The organism is Clostridium akagii DSM 12554, from assembly GCF_000686725.1.
In the GTDB taxonomy this organism is placed as follows: Bacteria; Bacillota; Clostridia; order Clostridiales; family Clostridiaceae; genus Clostridium_I; species Clostridium_I akagii.
In genome coordinates, this window is record NZ_JMLK01000007.1 from 190,964 (window position 1) to 214,212 (window position 23,249).

Sequence of the window (23,249 nt, forward strand, 5' to 3'; positions counted from 1 at the left end):
AGAACAACAATAAGAAATAGTTAAAATTAAAAAATATTAGCTTAATAAAATCTGAGGTGGAGAAATAAATGAAAAAAATACGAGGATTACCTAAACCTAATAGTTTAAGATGGCAATTAATAGAACGATTTATTTTGATATTAGTGTTACTTCTTGTAATAATGGAAATCTTCCAATACACAAACACAAGACAATTTTTATATTCTAGCAAAGAACAGATTTTAGATGCTAGATTTCACAATATAGAAGTGGATACTTTCAAGCAAATTAAAACTGCAGAGCTTTTAAAAAATTCTTCTAAAATAATAGATACCACCATTGATGAAAATATGTGTGCAGCAGTTATAGATGTTAATGGAAAACAAATAGCCAGTAGAACTAAAATGAAAAGTGCAATTGATATTTATGATACTGATAGAGATAAAGTAAAAAAAATTGGGAAGCCACAAAGCCCACTTCCTATCCCAGAACTATCCCAAAATCAATATAAGGATTTATTAAAGCAAAAAGGAACATTGGAAGGATATAGATTAGTTAAAGACAAAAATAATAATTTGCAGATAGTGGGATTTCGGAAAATTGGAAACATCCATTCCCCAGTTGGTTTATTACAGCTAGCGATTACAGCAAAACCTGTTGAAGATATACTTGATAAGCAAGTTAAAATATATATTATAGCTTCTTTATTAATTCTTTTAATAGGGTCAATTGTAGCTGGCAAGGTATTTAAATATACTTTAAAACCACTTTATAGTATGAAGGATATGGTGGAACAGATTAATGTAGGACAATTGGATAAAAGGTTAACAATATATAACGGCCAAATTGAAATTGATAGCCTGTCTAATGCATTTAATAAAATGTTAGAGAGAATAGAAACATCTTTTGAAAAAGAACGGTCTATTAAAGAAAAAATGAGGCGATTTGTTTCTGATGCTTCCCATGAACTAAGGACACCTCTTACATCCATTCATGGTTTTGTTGAAGTGCTATTAAGAGGGGCAGCAAAAAATGAAGAACAATTACATTTAGCTTTGAATAGTATTTTGATTGAGAGCGAGCGTTTAACTAAATTAGTCAATGATTTGTTATTATTAAATAGATTAGATAATGATGCCGAAACGGATATGCATTCAGAAAACATAAGTGACATTATTGAAGAAGTATATCCACAGCTTAATATACTTTCAGGAGAAAGAAAAATAGAATTAGAATTAAAGGATGATATATTTGTTTATGTAAATAGAAATAAGATTAAACAGGTTATTTTCAATCTTCTACAAAATGCTGTTAGGCATACTGATGAAAAAAAAGGCTGTATCACTATAAGTGTTGATAATGCATTAGAAGCTTCTACGGATTATGTAGTTTTAAGGGTTAAAGATAATGGAACAGGAATTACAGAGGAACATTTAGGTAAAATATTTGATAGGTTTTTTAGAAGCGAGGAGCATAGAGCTCGTAAAAATGGCGGCTATGGGTTAGGTCTTTCAATTGTGAAATCTATAATTGATGCCCATGGCGGTAAAATTGAAGTTAAAAGTGAAATTGGAGTAGGGACTACTTTTTATATATTTATTAAAAAAGTGAACAAAATTGGTTAGGTTTTTTACAGTTTGTTTAAAATTTTCTCAGCAAAATCTCAGCAAATTCTAAACTTATATTAAGCTAAGCAAATTATAATAGTAATTGCTTACAAATACTGAGGTGATAAAAATGAATATACTTTTATTAATAATAATCCTTGCATTGATTATTATGTTAATTCTAATAGTGCGTACAGATAAAAGTAAAAAGCGACAATTTGTTAAGGAATTTTATTCATTGGGAACCACAATGACATTAATGGTGAATGGGAAAAAAGGTGAAAAAGCATTGGATGAAGCTATGAAAAAAGTCATGAATATTGACGATAAAATGTCAGTATTTAAGGATTATAGTGAAATTTCAAAAATAAATAAAAATGCTGGAGGAAAATTACAGATAGTTAGTGAAGATACTTATTTTGTAATAAAAAAGGCAATTGAGTTCTGCCATTTATCACAAGGTACCTTTGATATAACAATAAGACCAATTGTTGGTCTATGGGGAATTGGAAGTGACAATGCACGGATACCTAGTCAAATTGAAATAGATAATAAACTTAAACTTATAAATTATAAGGATGTAGTTTTAGATGAAAATAGTAATTCAGTAGGATTAAAATATAAAAATCAGGAAATAGATTTAGGTGGTATTGCTAAAGGTTATGCTGCAGATCAGGTTAAAAACATATTTTTAAACAGAGGTATAAAAAGTGCTTTGATTAACCTGGGAGGAAATGTGTTTGCTATGGGGGAAAAAACAAATGGAGATAAATGGAAAATAGGCATTCAAAATCCACTTAGCCCAAGAGGTGAATTTGTTGGAATTATAAGCATAATTAATAAGTCTGTAGTTACTTCAGGAAATTATGAAAGATATTTCGATGTAGAGGGTAAAAGGCTACAACACATTATTGATCCAAGAACAGGGTTTCCTTCTGAAAGTAAAATTATTAGTGCAACTATAATATCAGATTTATCCATTGATGGAGATGGATTATCCACAGGTGTTTATATATTAGGGCTTGATAAGGCATTGAGTTTAATAAAATCATTAGACGGAATTGAGGCTATATTTATAACAGAAGATAAAAAAATATCAGTTACAGCTGGTATGAAGGACAATTTTAAGTTATGTAATGAAGAATTTATATTGGACAAGAGGAGTGATTTAAATGAAAACTAAGATTCAAAAAATGCAGATATTAAGAATTGTAGTTCAAATTGCTTTTCTATTTTTACTACCGGGACTTTTTACATTAACTTTCAGCGGAATAAAAAGCATATACTTATCAATAATAAAAGGAACTTTTAATTTAGCCCAGTCTTATCCTAATATGATTGAGCTTTTTACAATCATACCATTAACAATCATCCTGGGAAGATTTTTCTGTGGGTGGATGTGTGCTTTTGGTACATTTAATGATATAATCTACAAAATATCTAGGCACATATTCAAAGTAAATTTTAAAGTGAACAGTGCAACGGACGCGACATTTAAATATGTAAAATATTTAGTTCTAGTTATGCTTATAGTATTTGTTTGGACAATGGGAAGCACTATATTCGTAACTTCAAATCCATGGGATGCTTTTGGCCAGATAACAAATTTCCCACAAGTTATATCCAAATATACTGTGGGTTTTATACTCTTAGTGTTAATAGGAATAGGTGCTGCATTTATTGAAAGATTTTTCTGTAGATATTTATGTCCACTAGGAGCTATATTTTCAATAACATCAAAACTAAGTATATTTAAAATTAATAAGCCTAATGATAAATGTGGTAAGTGTAGAATTTGTACAAATAATTGTTCTATGGGAATACAACTTTACAAAGTTAAGGAGCAGCGCGGGGGAGAATGTATAAGTTGTCTTAGATGTGTAGAGGTCTGTCCTAGAAGAAATACTCAGGCTAATATACTTAATGAAAATGTTAATCCAGCATTAGCTAGTTCAATTGCAATTGTTGGTTTTGGAGCAATATATGCTCTCAATAATCTAGGAGGCGATGCGGTAACTAGATATATGCCAACTACTGCCAGCGTGTCGTCTACTGTAGCTACAGGATCTCAGCAAGGTAAATATAAAGATGGAATATACAAAGGTACTGCAGATGGTTACCAATCAACAATTGCTGTTACAGTTACGGTAAAGGGCGGCAAAATTACTGACGTGAAAGTAGATAGTATAAATGATACACCAGGATATTATGAGAGAGCACAAAACGGAATACCAAGTGAAATTATAAAATCGCAATCAACTGATGTGGATGCAGTTTCAGGTGCAACTCATAGCAGTGACGGAATAATAAACGCAGTAAAAGATGCTCTAAAGACAGGTGCTTCAAGCTTATCTACGAATAATACAACTTCAGCAAGTAATGCTGTTTTAGCAGATAACAGTACTTCACAAAATACTAAGCAGGCTCAGAATATAGTTCCAGCACCAAGTAGCAGTACTACTGTTACTACTCAAGCTAGCAGTGCTACTGGTAAATATAAAGATGGAACATACACCGGCACTGCTGACGGTTTTAGACCTGGACTACAGGTTTCAGTTACGGTGAAGAGTGGCAAAATTCGTGATATTGAAATTACGCAGATAAATGATACACCAAGATTTTATCAACAAGCAGTGAGTGTAGTACCAAATGAGATTATACAATCACAATCTACGGCTGTTGATACAGTATCAGGTGCAACTTACAGTAGTAGTGGAATAATAAATGCAGTTAAAGATGCACTGAGTAAAGCATAGTAAGTGAAAAATTAAGAATATTTTGTCTGACAATAAAAAATGTGATGGAAAAAATACAGTATAAATGTAGGTGGATTTGTATAAAAATCTACCTACATTTTCTTTTTAATTGATTTTAGTTTTTGTAAGAAAATTTTCAGTAGATCTTTAATTGTGATATTAGGGTTGTGTTTGTTGAGATAATATGTAAAATCTGATATCATTAATTTATAATTAAGCATTTGTATAATTTGATTGGAGATGAATATCACGATTTTAGAGATAAAAAATCTAATAAAACGTTATGAAGAATTTTTGGCAGTGGATAATGTAAATCTATCAATTAAAGAGGGAGAAATTTTTGGACTTTTAGGTCCTAATGGAGCTGGTAAAACTACTATTATAAATTGTATAATAGGTCTTAATAGAATTGATTCAGGAAATATATTTGTGTTTGGCAAAGACATAAAAAAGAATGAACTAGAGATTAAAAAACATATTGGAATAGTCACTCAAAATGTATCTTTGTACTATGATTTAAGCGCCTATGACAATCTAATGTATTTTGGAGGACTTTATGGCTTAAAGGGAAAACATTTAAGAGAATGTGTTTACGATGCTTTGAACTTTTCAGGACTTTATGAGGAGAGAAAAAGGTTTCCAAATGAATTTTCAGGTGGGATGCTCCGAAGGCTTAATATAGCTTGTGGTATTGTGCATCATCCAAAACTTATAATTATGGATGAACCAACTGCAAGTATAGATCCTCAGTCCAGAAGCCATATTTTAGACGGTATTGAAAAACTAAATAAGGATGGCGCAACTATAATATACACTTCACATTATATGGAGGAGATTGAAAGGCTTTGCACTGATATTGCAATACTAGATCATGGAAGAATAATTGCTCATGGAAATAAAGATGAGCTTAAAAGTATGGTATCCGAAGAGGAAAAGGTTAAAATAAAACTTTCTTCAATTAATTACACATTGATTGATATGATAAAGGCTATATATGGGGTGCAGGAATGTAATATGGATGAAAATATTGCTCATATTATTTCAAGTAAAGGAAGCAAAAATTTAGGTACTATAATAGATTTAATTGTAAATTCAGGAATAGAAATTTTAGATATAAATATAGAAAAACCAACCATTGAAAGCGTATTTTTAACGCTAACAGGAAGAACACTTAGAAACTAGGAAGTGAATATATGAATGTATTACGCGTTGCCTTTTATACAGCTAAACGACAACTTAAAAATAAATCATCAATAATAAGTGTTGTATTTTTTACGCTTTTATTGATATTGGTTCTTGGGAATTCATTAAAACTTATATACGAACCTATGAGCTTTGACAAGCAGAGTATATGTATTTATAGTAATAATCAAAGAAATATTAATGATTTTAAAAATTTTCTAAATAATAATGATGCCTATAAGGATAGAATAAAGGTTGTAGAGGTTAAAGCAAGGAAAATCGGAATAGACAATGTGAAGAAAAGGATTAATGATGCTTATATGGAACTTGAAAATCCAAAGGTTATACCATCTGCATCGGTAAAAAACATATATATATATTACTCTAACGATTTTGAGGTGTCCATAATAAAAAATGCTATAGACAGCTATAAATATAGTGGTAATGTAAATATTAAGGATAGGAGTGATGTAGTACAAAATAATCCATTAAATTTGCAAAACAAAAGACCAAATTCAACAGGATATTATGCTGTAACCATGCTTCTTATGATAATGTTATATTGCGCGCCCTATGGCGTAGATATTGTGACTGAAGATAAGAATAGAAATATGATAGGGAGAATAAAAAGTCTTCCAATAAGTAGGACAAAACTTATGATTGGTAAAGTACTTGGAAGTGTAAGTGTGATTTTTTCCCTTGCTACATGCATAATAATTTTCAGTAAATTTGTTTATAAGGTAAATTGGGGAACCAATATTATAAATCTCATACCTATAATTCTTTTATTTTCTTTTTTTACTGTGAGTCTGGGAGCTTTTATGGGCAGTGTTATAAAGGATGCAGTGATAATTCACTACATAATTAATCTGATTGTGCCTTTTTTCACATTTATTTCAGGGGGCTATATTGGAAATATGTTTTTAGGTGATAGCATAAATAATATAAGCTTTTTATCTCCAAGTTATGCCGCTAAAAATATAATACTTAAAAATGCATATGGCTATGGAATGTATGTTAGTGGATTTTATATAGAACTAATAGTAGCATCAATTTTATTATTTTTAATTACAATAGTTTTAGGAAGGAGAAAGGCATAGTGACAGTTTTTATATATAATGCAAAAAGAATTTTAAAGCTAAAAAAAAGTATAATCTCTTTGCTAATACTTCCAATCATAGTGCCAATTTTAATTGTTTATGTTCATTTTAGCTGGACAACAGCTAAAATTGCTATAATAGATTATGATAAAACTGAAGTTACATTTGGTCTTACAAAAAGTCTCAGTGAGAATTACAGAATTATACATATAGATGAAAATAGTATTGAAGATGATTTAGGCTCTGGAAAAATTCAGTATGCATTAGTTTTAGATAAGGGACTCACAAATGAAATAATTACAGGAAAAAAATTAGCAATAAATAGTTATTTTGATAAGGACTCCAATGTCTATAGTGTTATAAATGATGAAGTTAATAATTATTTGAAAAATGTTATCAATGTAGCAGTTAGAGCAAAAAAAAATAAAAATAATTTTTATTCCATTTTAAAGAACTTGCCAGAACAAAACTATAAAACTAATGTTATAGAAGTAGGAAATAAGAAAAAATCATATATAGAAGGAAGTCTTGATTTTTTAATAATGTTTATGCTACTAAGTTCAATTAGTTTTGGATCTGCAATACTTACGGATAAAGAAAAGATGAAAAATATAAGAACTTTTGCAGCACCAATAACTTTAACAAGCTATATGTTTCAATGTTTACTGGTTTTATTCGTTCTGCAACTAGTTCAAGTAACAGTTTTATTCATAACATTGTTTATAATGTATAGAGAAATAATAATGCCATATATACTATCTTTATATTTATTGTTCATCTTCTTTTCAGTTACAACAGTGTCCATAGGATTGTGCGCAAATTCGGTGAATAGTAGTAGGAAAGGTCTATTGACTAGCATAATAGTGATACCAATGTGTATGTTAGGCGGATGCTTTTGGGATAACCAAATGATGCCAAGCACTTTTCAATATATATCTAATTTTATTCCAATTACTTGGATGGTTAAGGCAATAAGTCTTGTGACATCAGGGGAAGGAAAAATAAATACTGCCATTATAAATATAATAGTTATAAGCTTCTTCAGTGTTGTATTTTTTCTCATTGGAATTTTTACAAAAAAAGATATTGTAGATTAAAGCACTTTCAAGAATAATAAGCAAGTAAGTGAGTGAGGTCTATTTTATTTCATATGTCTAAATACTAAACTCATCGAGGTATACTATGAAAAAAGTTAATTATATTTTTAAAATCATCTTTTTCGGATTTGTATTAAGTCAATTTAAGATTATGGCATGGTTAGATTATAAAGTGATTATAATCTTTTTACTTGCTACGGCTATATGCATTGTAAAGGAAAAATTTAATGATTCAATATATATAGTCATAGTTGAATTTATAATCATTACATTGTCTGTTTATACGAATAATATATTCATACCATTGTATTCAATAGTTATATTTGATTTAGTTTATGCAGCCATGTACATAGAAACAGGGATTGTAGTTATTGCTACAATATACTTTAATACAAACAATATGGTGAGTTTGTTGGTGTTTTATTCCATAGCCTATATTGTTGCATATTTACTTAGGCAAATTAAAATCAAAGAAAAATCATATAGGGACACAATTGATAGCGAAAGAAGACTCCGTTATGAACTGGAAATCACTAAAATGCAACTGTTAAATTCATCAAGAGAAGCAGTTCATATTGCAGAAATTAAGGAAAGAAATAGAATAGCTAGAAACATTCATGATAATATTGGACACAGTTTAGCAGGTATATTTATGGAGCTGCAGGTTGCTGAAAAACTCTATGGAAAAGATGATGAAAAGGCAAAGGAAATGCTAACAAAAAGCATTAATGGATTGTCTGATTCTCTAAAGGTGGTTAGGGATACAGTACATAATATAAAACCAAAAGAAAATCTTGGCATAGAATATGTTACTAGGGTTATTGACGATTTTAAGTTCTGCAAGGTTAATTTTAAGCATAGTGGTGATATTAATATAGTTTCTCCAGCACATATGGAGCTGATTGCAACAAATATAAAGGAATCACTTACAAATGCTGCGAAATATTCTAGGGCAACTAAAATGGAGATTAGGATGGATATTAACGAAAAATATATCAGGTTATTTATAAAGGATAACGGTGTTGGATGTAATAAATTTAAAGAAGGACTTGGAATAAGTGGGATGAAGGAAAGAATAAAAAATGTAGGTGGAAGCATATCCATTAGTGGAGAAGATGGATTTTTAATTGTATGTGTTATTCCAAGTGATAGGGAAGGGGGAAAGATATTTGAAACTGCTAATAGTTGATGATGATGCATTAATAAGAGAAAGCTTAAGTATATTACTTGGACTAGACGAGGCCATAGAGGTAGTCGGCACGGCATCTAATGGTCAAGATGCATATGATTTATGTGCAGAACTTAATCCTGACATTGTACTTATGGATGTAAGAATGCCCATTATGGATGGAGTGCTTGGAACTAAACTCATTAAAACAAGTTTTAATGAAATAAAGGTAGTTATACTTACTACATTTAAGGACGATGAATATATAAAAGAGGCACTTAAAAATGGAGCCCAGGGTTATATACTAAAGAATCAAACTTCAGATAGTATAATTGATAGTTTGAAGGCTGTTGCTAAGGGAAATATGGTATTTGAAAAAAATGTGGCTGAAACTATATCATCGCATCTTAAAAATGAAAATAAAAAGACACCGGAGGATTTTAAACTAACTGGAAGGGAAATGGACATCTTAAGACTTATTGGTGAAGGATTATCAAATAAGGAGATTTCATCCAAGCTTTATTTAGGGGAGGGAACCATAAGAAATTATATTACCAATCTTTTAGAAAAACTTGAACTTCGTGATAGGACACAGCTTGCAATATTTTATTTAAAAAGTTTTTAACAACTAAGATTTGTGCATAAGTGTAGAAAAAAATAAATTTATGGAGGGTGATAAAATGTATCATAACCAAATAAAGGGGTTTCCAAAAGATTTTTTATGGGGAGCATCAACATCAGCGTATCAAGTGGAAGGCGCTTTCAATGAAGATGGGAAAGGTTTATCTGTACAGGATGTATCAAAACACCCTGAAGGAACTACTGATTTTAAAGTTACTAGCGACTTTTATCATAATTATAAAGAAGATATTAAACTATTTTCAGAGATGGGTTTTAAAGCATTTAGATTTTCCATTGCATGGACAAGAATATTACCAAATGGCATTGGTGAAATCAATGAAAAGGGAATAAAATTTTATGATAATTTAATAGATGAATTGCTATCCTATGGTATAGAACCCATTGTTACAATGTACCACTTTGATTTACCTGTAGAAATTGAAAAAAAAGGTGGGTGGTCAAGAAGGGAAACTATTGATGACTTCGAGAATTATGCTAAAATTTTGTTCGAGAGATTTGGAGATAAAATAAACTACTGGCTTACAATTAACGAACAAAACATGATGATTTTACATGGATCGGTTTTAGGAATCACTGGAGATAATGGAGAAAATCCAGGTAAAAAAGCATATCAGCAAAATCACCATATGTTACTTGCCCAGGCTAAAGCTATGAAGCTTTGTCACAATATGTGTCCTAAAGCTAAAATAGGACCAGCACCCAATATCAGTTGTGTTTATCCTGCAACTTCAAAACCTGAAGATGCACTTGCAGCTTCTAACTTTTCGTCCATAAGAAATTGGTTATATTTAGACGCGGCTGTATTTGGAAGATATAACAGTATAGCATGGAGTTATATGGAGGAAAAAGGTTGTACTCCAGTTATTGAAGAGGGAGATATGGATATATTAAAAGATGCTCATCCGGATTTTATTGCATTTAACTATTATGCATCCGCTACAGTAGCTGAAAGCATAAGAGATAAAACCAATGATAAATCTAAAGTTGTTGTTAATGTTGACCAACAAGCTTCTTTTGAGGAACTTGGAGTAGTTAAGGGAATAACAAACCCTAATTTAGAAAAAAATGAATTCGGGTGGGAAATAGACCCTGTTGGTTTTAGAAATACCTTGCGTGAATTAAATGAAAGATATGATTTACCTTTAATAGTCACAGAAAATGGATTAGGTGCGTTTGATAAATTGGAAGATGGGGATATAGTTAATGATGATTATCGTATTGATTTTCTTCGAAAACATATTGAACAAGGAAAACTTGCAATAAATGATGGTGTAAAGTTTTTTGGATACTGTCCATGGTCTGCTATAGATCTTGTTAGTACACATGAAGGTTGTAGTAAACGCTACGGTTTTGTATATGTTAATAGAGATGAATTTGATTTAAAAGATTTAAGGAGAATTAAGAAAAAAAGCTTTTATTGGTATAAGGACGTAATAAAGAGCAACGGGAACCAGCTGTAAGGGACAAGCAAGCGACAAGTTTCAAGTGGCAAGTTAAAAATTAAAATATTTTAGGGATGTAAGTGGATCTTTGTATAAACAAATCTACTTGCATCCCTATTTTATTCATTTTCAGAGTCAGTGACGATTAAAATGACAATTGTCATAAATATATGTGTTAATAGTAACTATCTCATTAAGTGCAATTTTTGTATTATATAAATATAAAGAAGAAAAACAAGCACAAAGGTGGGTAAAAAACTCTACTTATATCGAATCTATAGGAGGAATTATTATGTTATTAGAAATCAAAGATCTTCAGAAAAAGTATAAAGATTTTGTTGCAGTGGATAATTTGAATTTGAAAGTTGAAGCAGGGGAAATTTATGGACTTCTAGGACCTAATGGGGCAGGAAAATCCACAACTATAAACGCTATATGTGGTTTAACAAAAGTAGATGCCGGTGAGATTATGATATTTGGTAAAAAGTTTAAGCAACATGAAATGGAAATAAAAAAAGACATAGGCGTTGTTCCACAGGATATTGCAGTGTTTGATGAGCTTTCAGCCTATGAAAACGTGGCTTTTTTTGGAAGATTAAATGGTTTAAAAGGAGCACCTTTAAAGGAAAGAGTTAAGGAAGCCTTAGATTTTACTGGATTATGGGATAGAAAAAAGGATAAGCCATCTCAGTATTCAGGTGGAATGAAAAGAAGACTTAATATAGCTTGTGCAATAGTTCATAGACCCAAATTAATTATCATGGATGAACCTACTGTTGGCATTGATCCCCAATCAAGAAATCATATTCTGGAGTCAGTTAAAAAACTAAATGAGCAAGGGTCTACAATAATATATACATCCCATTACATGGAGGAAATAGAGCAACTGTGTACAAGGATAACCATTATTGATCATGGCAAAGAAATTGCCACGGGAACTATAGAGGAATTAAAAGAATTAATCCTAAACGAAGAACGGGTGGAACTAGAATTATCACATGTTGAGGATGTTTTAATTAAAGCAATAAAGGATATAAAGGGAGTTAAAACTTGTGAAGTGAATGGAAATACAATAATAGTGGTGTCGGAAAAAAACAGTGAAAATATAAGTGCTATTACTGGTAAGGCAGCTGAATTCAAGAGTAAAATCATCGCCATTGTTGTTGAAAAACCAACACTTGAAAGGGTATTTTTAACACTGACTGGAAGAAAATTAAGGGATTAATATTAAGGAGGTTATAAAATTGAAAGTATTTTATATAGCATTCAGTGTAATTCAAAGAAATTTACGTGATAGGAAAGCGCTTATTACCACATTATTATTGCCCATAGTTTTGATACTAATTTTAGGAAATGCTCTTAAAAGTATAGATACATTCTCTGAAAAAAGCTTAGGGAAAACAACTGTATATTATTTAAATAACGATAATAAAGACATATCAAAGAATTTTGATAATTTTCTTAAAGACAAAGAGATTGAGTCTATACTGGATGTAAAAAAAGCAAATAACTATAAAGAAGGTACTAAACTTGTTAATGACGGAAAAGCCTCAGCACTTATATATATTGATAAAGATTATTCTAATAATATAAGCAAAGATAAAAAAGGAAAAATCAATATCTATGAAAGTAAAAGCAATACCGTTAGGAATAGTATTGTGGAGAGCATAATTGATAGTTATAATAACGGAGCAAATACTACTATGACTGCTTCGAAAATAGCTCATAAAATGACTCAGTATAAAACAAAGGACAATATTAATGAAAACTATTTAAATATAGAAGGCACTAGTCCTAGAGCTATAGATTATTATGCAGTAACTATGCTTGTAATGACACTTATGTATGGGGCTACTTATGGGTGCATTGAACTGGATGACATGTTCTTTAACAATATTGGTAAACGGATAAAAACGACATCCACAGGAGCTTTTCAGCATCTACTTGGAGTAATGCTTGGAGCTGTATTTACACTAATACTTCAAGCTTTGGTTCTGATCTTATTTACTAAATATGTTTATGGGGTAAATTGGGGGAGTCATCCATTTATTATAGCTGCAACTATTTTTGCTTTGTCTGTACTGTCTACAGCAATTGGAGTTATGTTTGCCTCTATTATGGGAGATTCGGATAAAGCATCGGGAATTTTAAATATAATTGTGCCGATATTTACATTTATATCTGGAGGGTATGTAAAGATTTCCATGGGCAATATTCCACTTATTAATTACGTGCCAAACCAATTGGCACACACAGCATTATTTAATACAATTTACGGTGGTTCACCTTCTGTTGCAAATCAATCTATAATAACAATGTTTATAATTGCCATAAGTGCTTTTGTAATAGCTGCGATTGCTGCAAGGAGGAAGATATCATGACAATATTTTTTAATAATTTAAAGAGGATATTTAGAAAAAAAACAAATCTAATAGTTATGTTTGTAATTCCTATTGCATTCACTGCAATTATAGGAAGTCTGTACAGTTCTGCAAATACTGGTTTTGATATAGGATTTGTGAATAATGACAATACCAAACTAACTTCAATGTTAAAAGAAACATTAAAGGCAAAAGGCACAATTCATGAAATGAAACAGGATGAAATTAAGAACGCTATTATTGATAAAACCATTGACACGGCAGTCGTAATCCCCAAGGGTTTTACTGATAGTATATTAAAAAATACAGGCTCAGGTAAAATTCAAATGTATGGTATCAAAGGAATGAGCAATGATTCCTCCATAAAATATTTAGTAGATAGTTTTACAAATGCTGCTATAAATATATCAGTAGCATCAAATGGAGATAGTAATAAATTTTATCAGGGAATAAAGGATTATGAGAAAGGGGATTTTGCGTCAAAGGTTAGCTATACTAACGGAGAAAGTGAAAAATTACAGACTTCATCAAGTTCTTTAGGCTTTTTAGTAATGAGCATGATATATCTCAGCACTACGGTAACCACACTGATTTTAAAGGATAAAAAATCAGGGACATACAATAGGATATTTGCTAGCGGAATAAAATCCGGAAACTATATGGTTCAATGTGTATTAAGTTTTATAGTTGTAAATTTAATACAAACCGCAGGAGTCCTATTAGTAATGAAATATGTGTTCCACAGTGATTTAGGACCATCTTTAATCAATCTGTTTGTAGTATTTTCTGTGTTTGGTATTGCCTGTGTGGCACTGGGGGTTGCAATATGCAATAGATCCAAGACTTTAAAACAAGCCAATGCACTGGTTGCACTAATAAGCACACCTATAGCAATGCTTGGAGGATGTTTCTGGCCAAGAGCTGTAATGGGAAGCACACTTCAAAATATATCAAATTTTGTTCCTTCTACTTGGGCAATGAAGGCATCAGACAAAATTTTGAGTGGAGGATCATTAATAAATGTTTCACAGGAACTTGGAGTTATAATGCTATTTGCAGTTGTTTTCTTTATTATAAGTAGTACTAAGACAGTCAAAAGTTAAGGTAGATTTTTGTAGAAAACTTAAAAACTAATGAAAGGAGATGCATTCAGATTTGTTTACACAAATCTGAATGCATCTCTATTTTGGCTTAAAGTAATGATATGGAACTTTAAACTTGTAAATAAAACTTGATTTCCATATAAGATTTTTTGTTTTCTTAAATATATTTACATAATAATACAATTATTAAAAAGATATAAAATATGAAAAAAATATAAAAATTTAACAAATAAGCTGTTGATATATTATTAATATGTGATATTATATATACATAAATAACAATATATGTAAACTATAACATTATAAAGGGGTGTAAAATATGAAAAAAATCACAATAATCACCAGGCAAGAAAAATTTGAAGTATTAAAAAAGCTGCTAAATGATTTAGGCATCAAAGGTATGACAGTATCTAACGTTATGGGTTGTGGTAATCAAAAAGGTAGTACTGAATTTTACAGAGGCACTGAGGTTAGGGTAAGTCTAATAAACAAAACAAAGGTGGACGTGATTGTTTCAGACTCATTAGTAGACCAAATTGTAGATGAAGTAATTAAGCATGTGGCAACAGGAAAAGTAGGGGATGGAAAGATATTCATTTCGGCCATAGAAAATGCAGTTAGGATAAGAACAGGAGAAAAAGGAGATACAGCAATTTAGTCAAAACTCGAGGGGGGATATTGTGAATAAAACAGTGTCTATTTATGTACTCGTGATTTTTAATATTCTTATAATAATGTCTGGAGCTTTTTTTATAATATATAGCATTTTATTTAAGATAAGTATAAAAGTTTTGAATACAAATATTTCTGGTGTTATTTTTGGGATTGTAGTTTTGTATTTTGGAATTCGTTATTTTATAAATCTTTTGAATTTAAAAAAGGAAGTTAACAAGCAAGAAAATAAATTTTCGTGGTCTAACTTTAAAAAGACAAAGAGGGGGAAAGGTAAATGAGGCGAATAACAAGAGTTTCAATGGTGGGAATTTTAATTTTAGTATTTATTAATATTTTTTCAATGATGGCTTTTGCGGATGATACATCAAAAGCAGGTGACCCTGGTGGAACTAAAATAGGCACATCCTATGACATAACAGCAAAAGAAAGTGGCAAACCAACGCAGCAGGAAGTTTATGATCAAGTTGGAAGAAATAAATTAGGGATAAATTACGTATGGGTATTACTTACAGGGTGTCTAATATTCTTTTTTCAGGCAGGGTTTGCTATGGTTGAAACAGGATTTTGTAGAGCAAAAAATGCCATGCATACTATGAGTATGAATTTTATGGTTTTTCTCGTAGGTGCAGTAGGATACTTTATGGTTGGGTTTGCACTTCAATTTGGAGGTGTAGGAAGCTGGACATCTTTGGGCACAGGAACAACTACTCTTAGTCATGAAATTGCTATTGGTGGTCTTGGGTTGTTTGGAACAAAAGGATTTTTCCTTACAACAGGCGGAACTTATGATGTAGGTGTTTATGCATTATTTTTCTTCCAAATGGTTTTTATGGATACCACATGTACAATACCAACTGGAGGTCTAGCAGAACGGGTTAAATATTCTGCAGTAGTAGTAAGTTCATTTTTCGTATCTATGATTTATTATCCACTATTCGGTAACTGGTTATGGGGTGGTGGCTGGTTATCACAACTTGGGGTAAAGGCAGGACTTGGCCATGGAGCGCTAGATTTTGCAGGATCTTCTGTTGTTCATGGAATGGGCGGAATGATGGCATTAGCTGGCGCAATAATAATAGGACCTAGAATTGGTAAGTTTAGAAAAGATGGAACAGCAGTTGCGTTTCCGGGGCATCATATACCAATGGCAGTTATAGGAACAATAATACTTTTCTTTGGTTGGTTCGCATTTAATGCAGGAAGTACTATGAATGGAACAGACTTTAGAATTGCTATTGTTGCAACAAATACTATGATAGCAGGAGCAATTGGCGGACTTGCAGCAATGTTTTATATGTGGTTTAGATATGGCAAGCCCGACCCTTCAATGACATGTAATGGAGCATTAGCAGGGCTCGTTGCTATAACTGCACCCTGCGCATATGTAAGTGGTATATCAGCATTTATTATAGGCCTAATAGCAGGAATATTAGTATGTGTATCAGTTAAGGTAGTTGAAAATAAATTTAAAATTGATGATCCTGTTGGAGCAGTTTCAGTTCATGGAGTAAATGGTATTTGGGGAATAGTAGCTCTTGGACTATTTGCTGATGGAACATACGGTGCTGGAACTAATGGGGTATCAGGCGGAGTAATTGGATTGTTTTTTGGAGGTGGGTTTGGTCAACTTGGAGCGCAACTCATTGATGTTATTACCTTAATTATATGGGGATTTGGAACATCTTATTTGTTCTTTAAAATACTAGATAAAACTATAGGCATTAGAGTATCAAGAGAGGCGGAACTTCAAGGGCTTGATCTTCCTGAAATGGGGATGCTGGCATATCCTGATTTTGCATTGAAACCTGATAATATAGATATACAGACTTCTATTGAGGAGGCATTGGCTACTAATAGCAAATAAATTCACATATAAATAGAAATTTAAAAAAGATGGAACTCTATAAAAGTGAAGATTTTATGGAGTTCCATCTTTTTGAATCTTGGGTAATTAATAGAGGGAACTTGATATAGCAAGGAGAAATTTTACCATAATGATAATTTGTATAAGAATATAACATGTGTAATAACAAAGCTTTTAACTGCAATGTTATCAAAATAATAATAATTTTATTGACAATCAGATAATAATACTATAGAATAGAAAACAATATGATTATAGTATTAAAGAAAAGAACTTATTTATTAATCATAATTTTAAACCTAAAAACAGAGGAGGAATTCTTTATGAACGGAATAAACACAGGAGATACGGCATTTGTGCTTTTTGCAACAGCACTAGTTATGTTAATGACTCCAGGGCTGGCATTGTTTTATGCTGGAATGGTTAGAAGGAAAAATGTATTAAGTACAACTATGCATAGTTATGTAGCAGTAGTAATAGTATCATTGCAGTGGATACTAATTGGGTATACCTTAGCATTTGGTAAGGATATCAGTGGACTTATAGGTAATTTTCAATTTGCAGGGCTAAATGGTGTAGGTTTTGCACCAAATCCTGATTATGCAGCTACAATACCACATCAAGCATTTATGTTATTTCAAATGATGTTTGCAATTATAACTCCAGCCTTAATTTCAGGAGCAATTGCTGAACGAATGAAATTTATGGCTTTTGTAGTATTCTTAGTACTTTGGACTACTCTAGTTTATGATCCACTAGCTCATTGGGTATGGGGAGTTAATGGTTGGATAAGAAATTTAGGAGCATTGGATTTTGCAGGTGGAGACGTTGTTCATATAAGTTCAGGTGTGTCAGCATTGGTGGCAGCAATAATGCTTGGTGGGAGAAAGAGAAAAAAGACGGTAACCCCACATCATATACCAATGACCATGCTTGGAGCGGGACTTCTTTGGTTTGGATGGTTCGGATTTAATGCAGGTAGTGCTCTTGGAATAAATAGTTTAGCACTAAATGCTTTTGTTACAACAAATACATCTGCAGCTGCATCAGCACTTGCATGGGCAGTATGTGAATATATTCATAGAAAAAAAGTAACATCTTTAGGAGTTGCCAGTGGAGCAGTAGCCGGACTGGTTGCAATAACACCAGGTGCAGGTTTTGTTAGTCCATTAGCATCTATATTAATAGGATTAATTGGAGGAGCAATTTGTTTCTCATCTGTTACATTCTTAAAGTCAAAAATAGGTTATGATGATGCTCTTGATGCTTTTGGTTGTCATGGGATTGGCGGAATTTGGGGAGGAATTGCTACTGGTATATTTGCTTGGAAGGGCATAAATGCTGCTGGCGATAATGGCCTAATTCATGGTAATATAGCATTAGTTGGTAAGCAATTAGTAGGTATTGGTGCAACAATAGTTTATGCAGCAGTAGTTACATTTCTAATATTATTAGTAATTAAAAAGGTTATTGGTTTAAGAGTTAGTGACGAGGAAGAACAAGCTGGACTAGATGTTTCATCACATGGTGAAGATGCATATGGTGGTTTAAACTAATATATAAATAAAGAGAGGAGGATTTATTATGAGTGAAAAGCTTACAAAGATAGATATTATTACTTCTCCAAGTAAATTTGATGATCTAAAGGATGCACTGAATGAAATTGGAGTTGCAGGAATGACGGTTTCAAATGTCTTGGGTTGTGGAATGCAAAAAGGACATAAGGAATACTATCGTGGAAATACTGTAGAGATGAATTTATTACAAAAGGTGAAAGTTGAGATAGTAGTTAGCGACATACCAGTTAAAGAGGTTGTGGAAGCAGCCAAAAAAGTATTACATACTGGTAATATTGGCGATGGGAAAATTTTTGTATATGAAGTTCAAAATGTAATCCGCGTAAGTACAGGTGACGAGGGAAAAGCTGCTCTTCAATACAGAGACAAATAAAAAAGAATCAACAAAAATAATTACACTGTCATTGGGGTGTAATTATTTTTGTTTTTTGACAAATCCACTTGAAACTTGTCACTTCCACTTTTAAAACTTATTGACTAACCTTTATATTGACAACATATATTAGATGTAGTATCGTGAGCTTATTCATCGGAGGGTATATAAATAGCTATATGCTGGATAAGATGGCTTGATAATGCCAATTGTGTTATCTAGCATTTTTGCGTTTAGGAGGTTTATATACCATGGAGCAGCAGAACAATTTATTAGAAGGGAATATTGTAAAAACATTATTAATATTCGCAGGGCCTTTTTTAGTAGCCAATTTACTTCAGGCACTTTATGGTGCGGCTGATTTATTAATTGTTGGTAAGTTTTCTAGTTCAGCAGAAGTTTCGGCTGTGGCTACAGGAAGCCAGTTTATGCAGACAATAACTGGAGTTATTGTTGGAATAAACACGGGGGCCACCGTTTTAATTGGCCAGTATTTTGGGAAAAAAAAATACAAACATATTGCAGACACAATGGGAACTGTAATTTGTATATTTGCTATAATGGCAGTTATTTTAACTGTAGTTATGGTGGTGTTTACTGGAAATATTACAACTTTAATGCGCACCCCAGTTCAGGCTACTGAGTATACTAAAGAATTTATATTAATCAGTTCTTGTGGTATTCCATTTATTATTGGTTACAATGCGGTAAGTGGTATTCTAAGAGGTTTAGGTAATTCAAAAGCACCATTATTTTTTATTGCAATAGCTTGTCTAATTAATATCGCTCTAGATTTGATTTTAGTTGCTGGTTTTCATATGGGATCTACTGGAGCAGCAATTAGTACTGTAACTGCTCAATCAGTAAGCTTTTTACTTGGAATTATATTTTTTAAAAAGAAAGGTTTTTGCTTTGAGTTTAATCGTACTCATATAAAACTTCAAGCAGCTAAGGCAAAAATCATACTTAAGTTAGGACTACCAATAGCATTACAGGATGGTTTAGTGAATATTGCTTTTCTAGTAGTTACAGCAATTATTAATACCATGGGACTCACCGCGTCAGCATCAGTAGGTGTTGTAGAAAAATTAATTGTTTTTTCTATGATTCCACCATTTGCATTTGCTTCAGCAATTGCAGTAATGACAGCTCAAAATATTGGTGCAGGAAAGCCTAAAAGGGCAAAACAAAGTTTGTACACAGGGATTGGATTTTCTTTGATATTTGGCATAATATTTTGCATATATTCACAATGGAATCCAAAATCACTGATATCATTGTTTTCAACAGATAGAGCAGTGATAGTTACAGCTTCACTATATCTTAAATCATACAGTATTGATTGTATTTTAGTTTGTTTTGTATTTTGTATAAACTCATTTCTCGTTGGTTATGGCAATTCAATGTTTCCTATGATCCAGAGCACAATAGCTACATTTCTTATTCGTATTCCTGTTCCTTATGTCTTAAGTAAAATGCCAGGGGTAACGCTTTACCAAATTGGTTTTGCATCGCCTTTAGCAAGCGCCTTATCAATTGTGATGTGTATGATTTACATGAGGCATGGAAGATATAATAAAAGGCATATTTATTAGAATTTTATATTATAAAAAAGGAATGCAAGTAGTGGACAACTACTTACATTCCTTTTTATTTGAAACAATTATGAATGATTGAAACTTGAAACTTGTATCTGATTAAGCTTTAGCTAGTGCTTGATTCAAATCGTAAATAAGGTCATCAACACCTTCAATACCTATTGAAAGTCTTACTAAATCTGGTGTAACTCCGGCTGCTTTTTGTTCTTCTTCATTAAGTTCCGCATGAGTTGTGCTTGCTGGATGAATTACAAGGGATTTTGCATCAGCAACATTTGCAAGTAGAGAAAATAATTCAAGACTATTTATAAATGTTTTTCCAGCCTCAAGACCGCCTTTAATTCCGAAAGTGAAGATTGAACCTGCTCCCTTTGGTAGGTATTTTGCGGATAATTCTCTATATGGGCTACCTTCTAGTTCAGGATAATTTATCCATGCTACTTTTGGGTGCTTGCTTAAGAAATTAACTATTTGTCTTGTATTAGATACGTGTCTTTCAACTCTTAGAGATAATGACTCCAGGCCTTGAAGAAATGTGAATGCACTTTGAGGGCTTAAAGTTGCACCTGTGTTTCTAAGTAGTTGAACTCTAGCTTTTAAAGCGTATGCAGGAGCACCTAAATCAGCATATACTAGTCCATTATAACTTTTATCAGGAGTTGTGAAATCAGGGAATTTACCACTAGCTCTCCAATCGAATTTACCAGCATCTACTAAAATTCCGCCTATTGTAGTTCCGTGTCCACCAATGAATTTAGTTGCTGAGTGGACAACTACATCTGCACCATATTCTATTGGTCTTACAAGATAAGGTGTACCAAATGTATTATCAATAATAAAAGGTATTTTATTTTCGTGAGCAATTTTCGCAACTGCTTCTATATCTAATACGTTAATTCTTGGATTACCAATTGTTTCAGCATAAACAGCTTTTGTTTTATCTGTAATGGCGCTTCTAAAGTTTTCAGGATCATCTGGATCAACAAATATTGTTGTAATTCCAAGCTTTTTTAAAGTAACTGAAAATAATTCATAAGTTCCACCATATAATGTGCTTGCTGCAACTATTTCGTCACCTGCACTTGCTACGTTAAGAATTGCATAAGTAATTGCAGCTAGTCCTGAAGCAGTTGCAAGTCCTGCAACTCCGCCTTCAAGTTCTGCTACTCTTTTTTCGAAAACATCTGTTGTAGGGTTCATAATTCTTCCATAAACATTACCAGGTTTTTTTAATTGGAACAGGTCAGCAGCGTCATCGGCATCATCAAATACAAAAGATGTTGTTTGATAAATTGGAACTGCTCTTGAATGGGTTGTTGGATCAACCACTTGTCCTGCATGTACTTGTAAAGTTTCGAATGATAATTTTCTTTCACTCATCTTAATCTCTCCCTTAATTTTAAAATTTATATTTTTATTTATTACTAGCAATTTAATAGTTTGTTTAGATCATAAGGTGTTTCTTGATAAACATAGTAATTAAGCCAATTTAAAAATAATAAGTTTGCGTGACTTCTCCAAGTTGATAATGGAATCAAATTTGGATCATCATTAGGAAAGTAATTTTGTGGTATATCAATATTAATTCCACTTGAAATATCTCTAATATATTCATCTTTTAAGGACAATAGATCATATTCAGAGTGACCAGTTACGAAAATTTGCCTACCACCCTTAGTTGCAACTATATATGGACCTGAGGTTTTTGATTCAGCCAAAATCTCTAGTTCAGGGGTTTTTATTATATCTTCTCTTAAAAATTCTGTATGTCTTGAGTGTGGCACATAAAACAAGTCATCAAAGCCACAGAGTAGTTTTACACTTTTTTTATCTATTATTTGAGGGAAAACTCCAAATAATTTTTTGCTAAGTTTATGTTTTGGAATTCCAAAATGATGATAGAGACCTGCTTGGGATGCCCAACAAATATGGAATGTGGAATAGACATTTTTAAGGCTCCAATCCATTATTTCAGTTAATTCATTCCAATAATCTATATCTTCAAATTCAAGGAGTTCTACAGGTGCTCCTGTTATTATCATTCCATCAAATTTTTTGTGCTTTATTTCATCGAAGGTTTGATAATATTTAAAAAGGTAAGCCTCAGAAGTATTTTTTGAAACATGAGTTTTAGGATATATTAGCGTTATATCAACCTGCAATGGTGAGTTACCTAAAAGTCTAAGTAACTGAGTTTCTGTAACTGTTTTTACGGGCATAAGATTTAATATAACTATATTAAGAGGCCTTATATCCTGCTTTATAGCACGGTCTTCATTCATTATAAATATATTTTCCGCTTTTAATATTTTAGAAGCAGGAAGTCCGCTCTGAATATTTATTGGCATAAAACTCCTCCTTAATTTAGTATAATATACTTTTCATATTTGCATAATAGGTAAAAGAAGAGAACTATACTATAATTAACGAATACTAGTAATAAAAAAAGTTGCCTTCCATAAGGAAAACAACTTTGTAAAGTCGTAATTTCTCCTTATCTATCAGAAATAATCTGTTGGATTTAACACCATACATTCAAATGATAAATGTTGGTTGTCGGGTTTCAAAGGGCCAATCCCTCCACCGCTCTTGATAAGATTTTATTTGATTTATTACATATTATACTAAAAGAAAATATTTGTCAACATAAATTATTAGGAACTTTTTAAAGCTATGCTAAAATAATAAAAAGCCAAAATACTAGT

General features: G+C 31.8%; 20 protein-coding genes and 1 riboswitch. Of the genes, 18 read left to right on the forward strand and 2 right to left on the reverse strand.

What is annotated here, in order from left to right; all coding sequences use genetic code 11:
• Window positions 1-68 precede the first annotated feature (68 nt).
• From BR66_RS0103160 to BR66_RS0103245, 18 genes are all read left to right on the forward strand, one after another.
• The gene (locus tag BR66_RS0103160) at window positions 69-1,604 is read left to right on the forward strand and encodes a sensor histidine kinase (RefSeq protein WP_026881592.1); all 1,536 of its coding nucleotides are present in this window, start codon (window positions 69-71) and stop codon (window positions 1,602-1,604) included.
• Window positions 1,605-1,716: 112 nt separating this feature from the next.
• The gene (locus BR66_RS0103165; RefSeq protein WP_026881593.1) at window positions 1,717-2,769 is read left to right on the forward strand and encodes an FAD:protein FMN transferase; all 1,053 of its coding nucleotides are present in this window, start codon (window positions 1,717-1,719) and stop codon (window positions 2,767-2,769) included.
• Window positions 2,759-4,342: an FMN-binding protein gene (locus tag BR66_RS0103170; protein ID WP_026881594.1), complete on the forward strand. Its 1,584-nt coding sequence runs from the start codon at window positions 2,759-2,761 to the stop codon at window positions 4,340-4,342. The genes BR66_RS0103165 and BR66_RS0103170 overlap by 11 nt, the downstream gene beginning before the upstream one ends.
• A 240-nt stretch (window positions 4,343-4,582) precedes the next feature.
• A complete protein-coding gene (locus BR66_RS0103175; RefSeq protein WP_026881595.1) occupies window positions 4,583-5,524 on the forward strand; it encodes an ABC transporter ATP-binding protein in 942 nt (313 codons plus the stop codon).
• An 11-nt stretch (window positions 5,525-5,535) separates the two neighbouring features.
• Window positions 5,536-6,624: an ABC transporter permease gene (locus BR66_RS0103180; protein WP_026881596.1), complete on the forward strand. Its 1,089-nt coding sequence runs from the start codon at window positions 5,536-5,538 to the stop codon at window positions 6,622-6,624.
• Window positions 6,624-7,721 carry an ABC transporter permease gene (locus BR66_RS0103185; RefSeq protein ID WP_026881597.1) on the forward strand — a complete coding sequence of 366 codons (1,098 nt, stop codon included), beginning with the start codon at window positions 6,624-6,626 and terminating at the stop codon, window positions 7,719-7,721. The genes BR66_RS0103180 and BR66_RS0103185 overlap by 1 nt, the downstream gene beginning before the upstream one ends.
• An 85-nt stretch (window positions 7,722-7,806) precedes the next feature.
• A complete protein-coding gene (locus BR66_RS0103190) occupies window positions 7,807-8,910 on the forward strand; it encodes a sensor histidine kinase (protein WP_026881598.1) in 1,104 nt (367 codons plus the stop codon).
• On the forward strand, window positions 8,891-9,514 hold the full coding sequence (locus BR66_RS0103195; protein WP_026881599.1) for a response regulator: 624 nt from the start codon (window positions 8,891-8,893) through the stop codon (window positions 9,512-9,514). The genes BR66_RS0103190 and BR66_RS0103195 overlap by 20 nt, the downstream gene beginning before the upstream one ends.
• Before the next feature lie 55 nt (window positions 9,515-9,569).
• Entirely contained in the window at window positions 9,570-10,991 is a 1,422-nt protein-coding gene (locus BR66_RS0103200) for a glycoside hydrolase family 1 protein (RefSeq protein WP_026881600.1), read from the forward strand.
• Window positions 10,992-11,265: 274 nt separating this feature from the next.
• Complete coding sequence (locus tag BR66_RS0103205; RefSeq protein WP_026881601.1) at window positions 11,266-12,198, forward strand: ABC transporter ATP-binding protein; 933 nt, start codon at window positions 11,266-11,268, stop codon at window positions 12,196-12,198.
• Between the two features lie 19 nt (window positions 12,199-12,217).
• Complete coding sequence (locus tag BR66_RS0103210) at window positions 12,218-13,354, forward strand: ABC transporter permease (RefSeq protein WP_026881602.1); 1,137 nt, start codon at window positions 12,218-12,220, stop codon at window positions 13,352-13,354.
• Window positions 13,351-14,457, forward strand: coding sequence for an ABC transporter permease (locus BR66_RS0103215; protein ID WP_026881603.1), 1,107 nt, complete (start codon window positions 13,351-13,353; stop codon window positions 14,455-14,457). Before BR66_RS0103210 ends, BR66_RS0103215 begins: the two co-directional genes overlap by 4 nt.
• 319 nt (window positions 14,458-14,776) lie before the next feature.
• A complete protein-coding gene (locus BR66_RS0103220) occupies window positions 14,777-15,115 on the forward strand; it encodes a P-II family nitrogen regulator (protein ID WP_026881604.1) in 339 nt (112 codons plus the stop codon).
• Between the two features lie 22 nt (window positions 15,116-15,137).
• Window positions 15,138-15,410, forward strand: coding sequence for a hypothetical protein (locus tag BR66_RS0103225; protein ID WP_242841102.1), 273 nt, complete (start codon window positions 15,138-15,140; stop codon window positions 15,408-15,410).
• Complete coding sequence (locus BR66_RS0103230; protein ID WP_026881606.1) at window positions 15,407-16,996, forward strand: ammonium transporter; 1,590 nt, start codon at window positions 15,407-15,409, stop codon at window positions 16,994-16,996. The genes BR66_RS0103225 and BR66_RS0103230 overlap by 4 nt, the downstream gene beginning before the upstream one ends.
• Before the next feature lie 323 nt (window positions 16,997-17,319).
• Window positions 17,320-18,552 carry an ammonium transporter gene (locus BR66_RS0103235; RefSeq protein WP_026881607.1) on the forward strand — a complete coding sequence of 411 codons (1,233 nt, stop codon included), beginning with the start codon at window positions 17,320-17,322 and terminating at the stop codon, window positions 18,550-18,552.
• Window positions 18,553-18,580: 28 nt separating this feature from the next.
• Window positions 18,581-18,946 carry a P-II family nitrogen regulator gene (locus tag BR66_RS0103240; RefSeq protein WP_026881608.1) on the forward strand — a complete coding sequence of 122 codons (366 nt, stop codon included), beginning with the start codon at window positions 18,581-18,583 and terminating at the stop codon, window positions 18,944-18,946.
• A 251-nt stretch (window positions 18,947-19,197) separates the two neighbouring features.
• The gene (locus BR66_RS0103245; RefSeq protein WP_026881609.1) at window positions 19,198-20,541 is read left to right on the forward strand and encodes an MATE family efflux transporter; all 1,344 of its coding nucleotides are present in this window, start codon (window positions 19,198-19,200) and stop codon (window positions 20,539-20,541) included.
• Window positions 20,542-20,643: 102 nt separating this feature from the next.
• Here the strand turns inward: BR66_RS0103245 and BR66_RS0103250 are convergent, their stop codons facing one another.
• Both BR66_RS0103250 and metA read right to left on the reverse strand, forming a co-directional pair.
• Window positions 20,644-21,924 (reverse strand): O-acetylhomoserine aminocarboxypropyltransferase/cysteine synthase family protein, encoded by a 1,281-nt coding sequence (locus BR66_RS0103250; RefSeq protein WP_026881610.1) that lies wholly within the window; start codon window positions 21,922-21,924, stop codon window positions 20,644-20,646.
• Window positions 21,925-21,968: 44 nt separating this feature from the next.
• Entirely contained in the window at window positions 21,969-22,892 is a 924-nt protein-coding gene (gene metA, locus BR66_RS0103255; protein WP_026881611.1) for a homoserine O-acetyltransferase MetA, read from the reverse strand.
• 143 nt (window positions 22,893-23,035) lie between these two features.
• Window positions 23,036-23,143, reverse strand: a riboswitch (SAM riboswitch).
• Window positions 23,144-23,249 lie beyond the last annotated feature (106 nt).

Bases quoted from the DNA above. Each gene is read 5' to 3' on its own strand.
- BR66_RS0103230 (WP_026881606.1), top strand. From the start codon at position 15,407: ATGAGGCGAATAACAAGAGTTTCAATGGTGGGAATTTTAATTTTAGTA.
- BR66_RS0103180 (WP_026881596.1), top strand. From the start codon at position 5,536: ATGAATGTATTACGCGTTGCCTTTTATACAGCTAAACGACAACTTAAA.
- BR66_RS0103175 (WP_026881595.1), top strand. From the start codon at position 4,583: ATGAATATCACGATTTTAGAGATAAAAAATCTAATAAAACGTTATGAA.
- BR66_RS0103235 (WP_026881607.1), top strand. From the start codon at position 17,320: ATGAACGGAATAAACACAGGAGATACGGCATTTGTGCTTTTTGCAACA.
- BR66_RS0103205 (WP_026881601.1), top strand. From the start codon at position 11,266: ATGTTATTAGAAATCAAAGATCTTCAGAAAAAGTATAAAGATTTTGTT.
- BR66_RS0103245 (WP_026881609.1), top strand. From the start codon at position 19,198: ATGGAGCAGCAGAACAATTTATTAGAAGGGAATATTGTAAAAACATTA.
- metA (WP_026881611.1), bottom strand. From the start codon at position 22,892: ATGCCAATAAATATTCAGAGCGGACTTCCTGCTTCTAAAATATTAAAA.
- BR66_RS0103215 (WP_026881603.1), top strand. From the start codon at position 13,351: ATGACAATATTTTTTAATAATTTAAAGAGGATATTTAGAAAAAAAACA.
- BR66_RS0103170 (WP_026881594.1), top strand. From the start codon at position 2,759: ATGAAAACTAAGATTCAAAAAATGCAGATATTAAGAATTGTAGTTCAA.
- BR66_RS0103200 (WP_026881600.1), top strand. From the start codon at position 9,570: ATGTATCATAACCAAATAAAGGGGTTTCCAAAAGATTTTTTATGGGGA.
- BR66_RS0103220 (WP_026881604.1), top strand. From the start codon at position 14,777: ATGAAAAAAATCACAATAATCACCAGGCAAGAAAAATTTGAAGTATTA.
- BR66_RS0103250 (WP_026881610.1), bottom strand. From the start codon at position 21,924: ATGAGTGAAAGAAAATTATCATTCGAAACTTTACAAGTACATGCAGGA.
- BR66_RS0103190 (WP_026881598.1), top strand. From the start codon at position 7,807: ATGAAAAAAGTTAATTATATTTTTAAAATCATCTTTTTCGGATTTGTA.
- BR66_RS0103240 (WP_026881608.1), top strand. From the start codon at position 18,581: ATGAGTGAAAAGCTTACAAAGATAGATATTATTACTTCTCCAAGTAAA.
- BR66_RS0103160 (WP_026881592.1), top strand. From the start codon at position 69: ATGAAAAAAATACGAGGATTACCTAAACCTAATAGTTTAAGATGGCAA.
- BR66_RS0103165 (WP_026881593.1), top strand. From the start codon at position 1,717: ATGAATATACTTTTATTAATAATAATCCTTGCATTGATTATTATGTTA.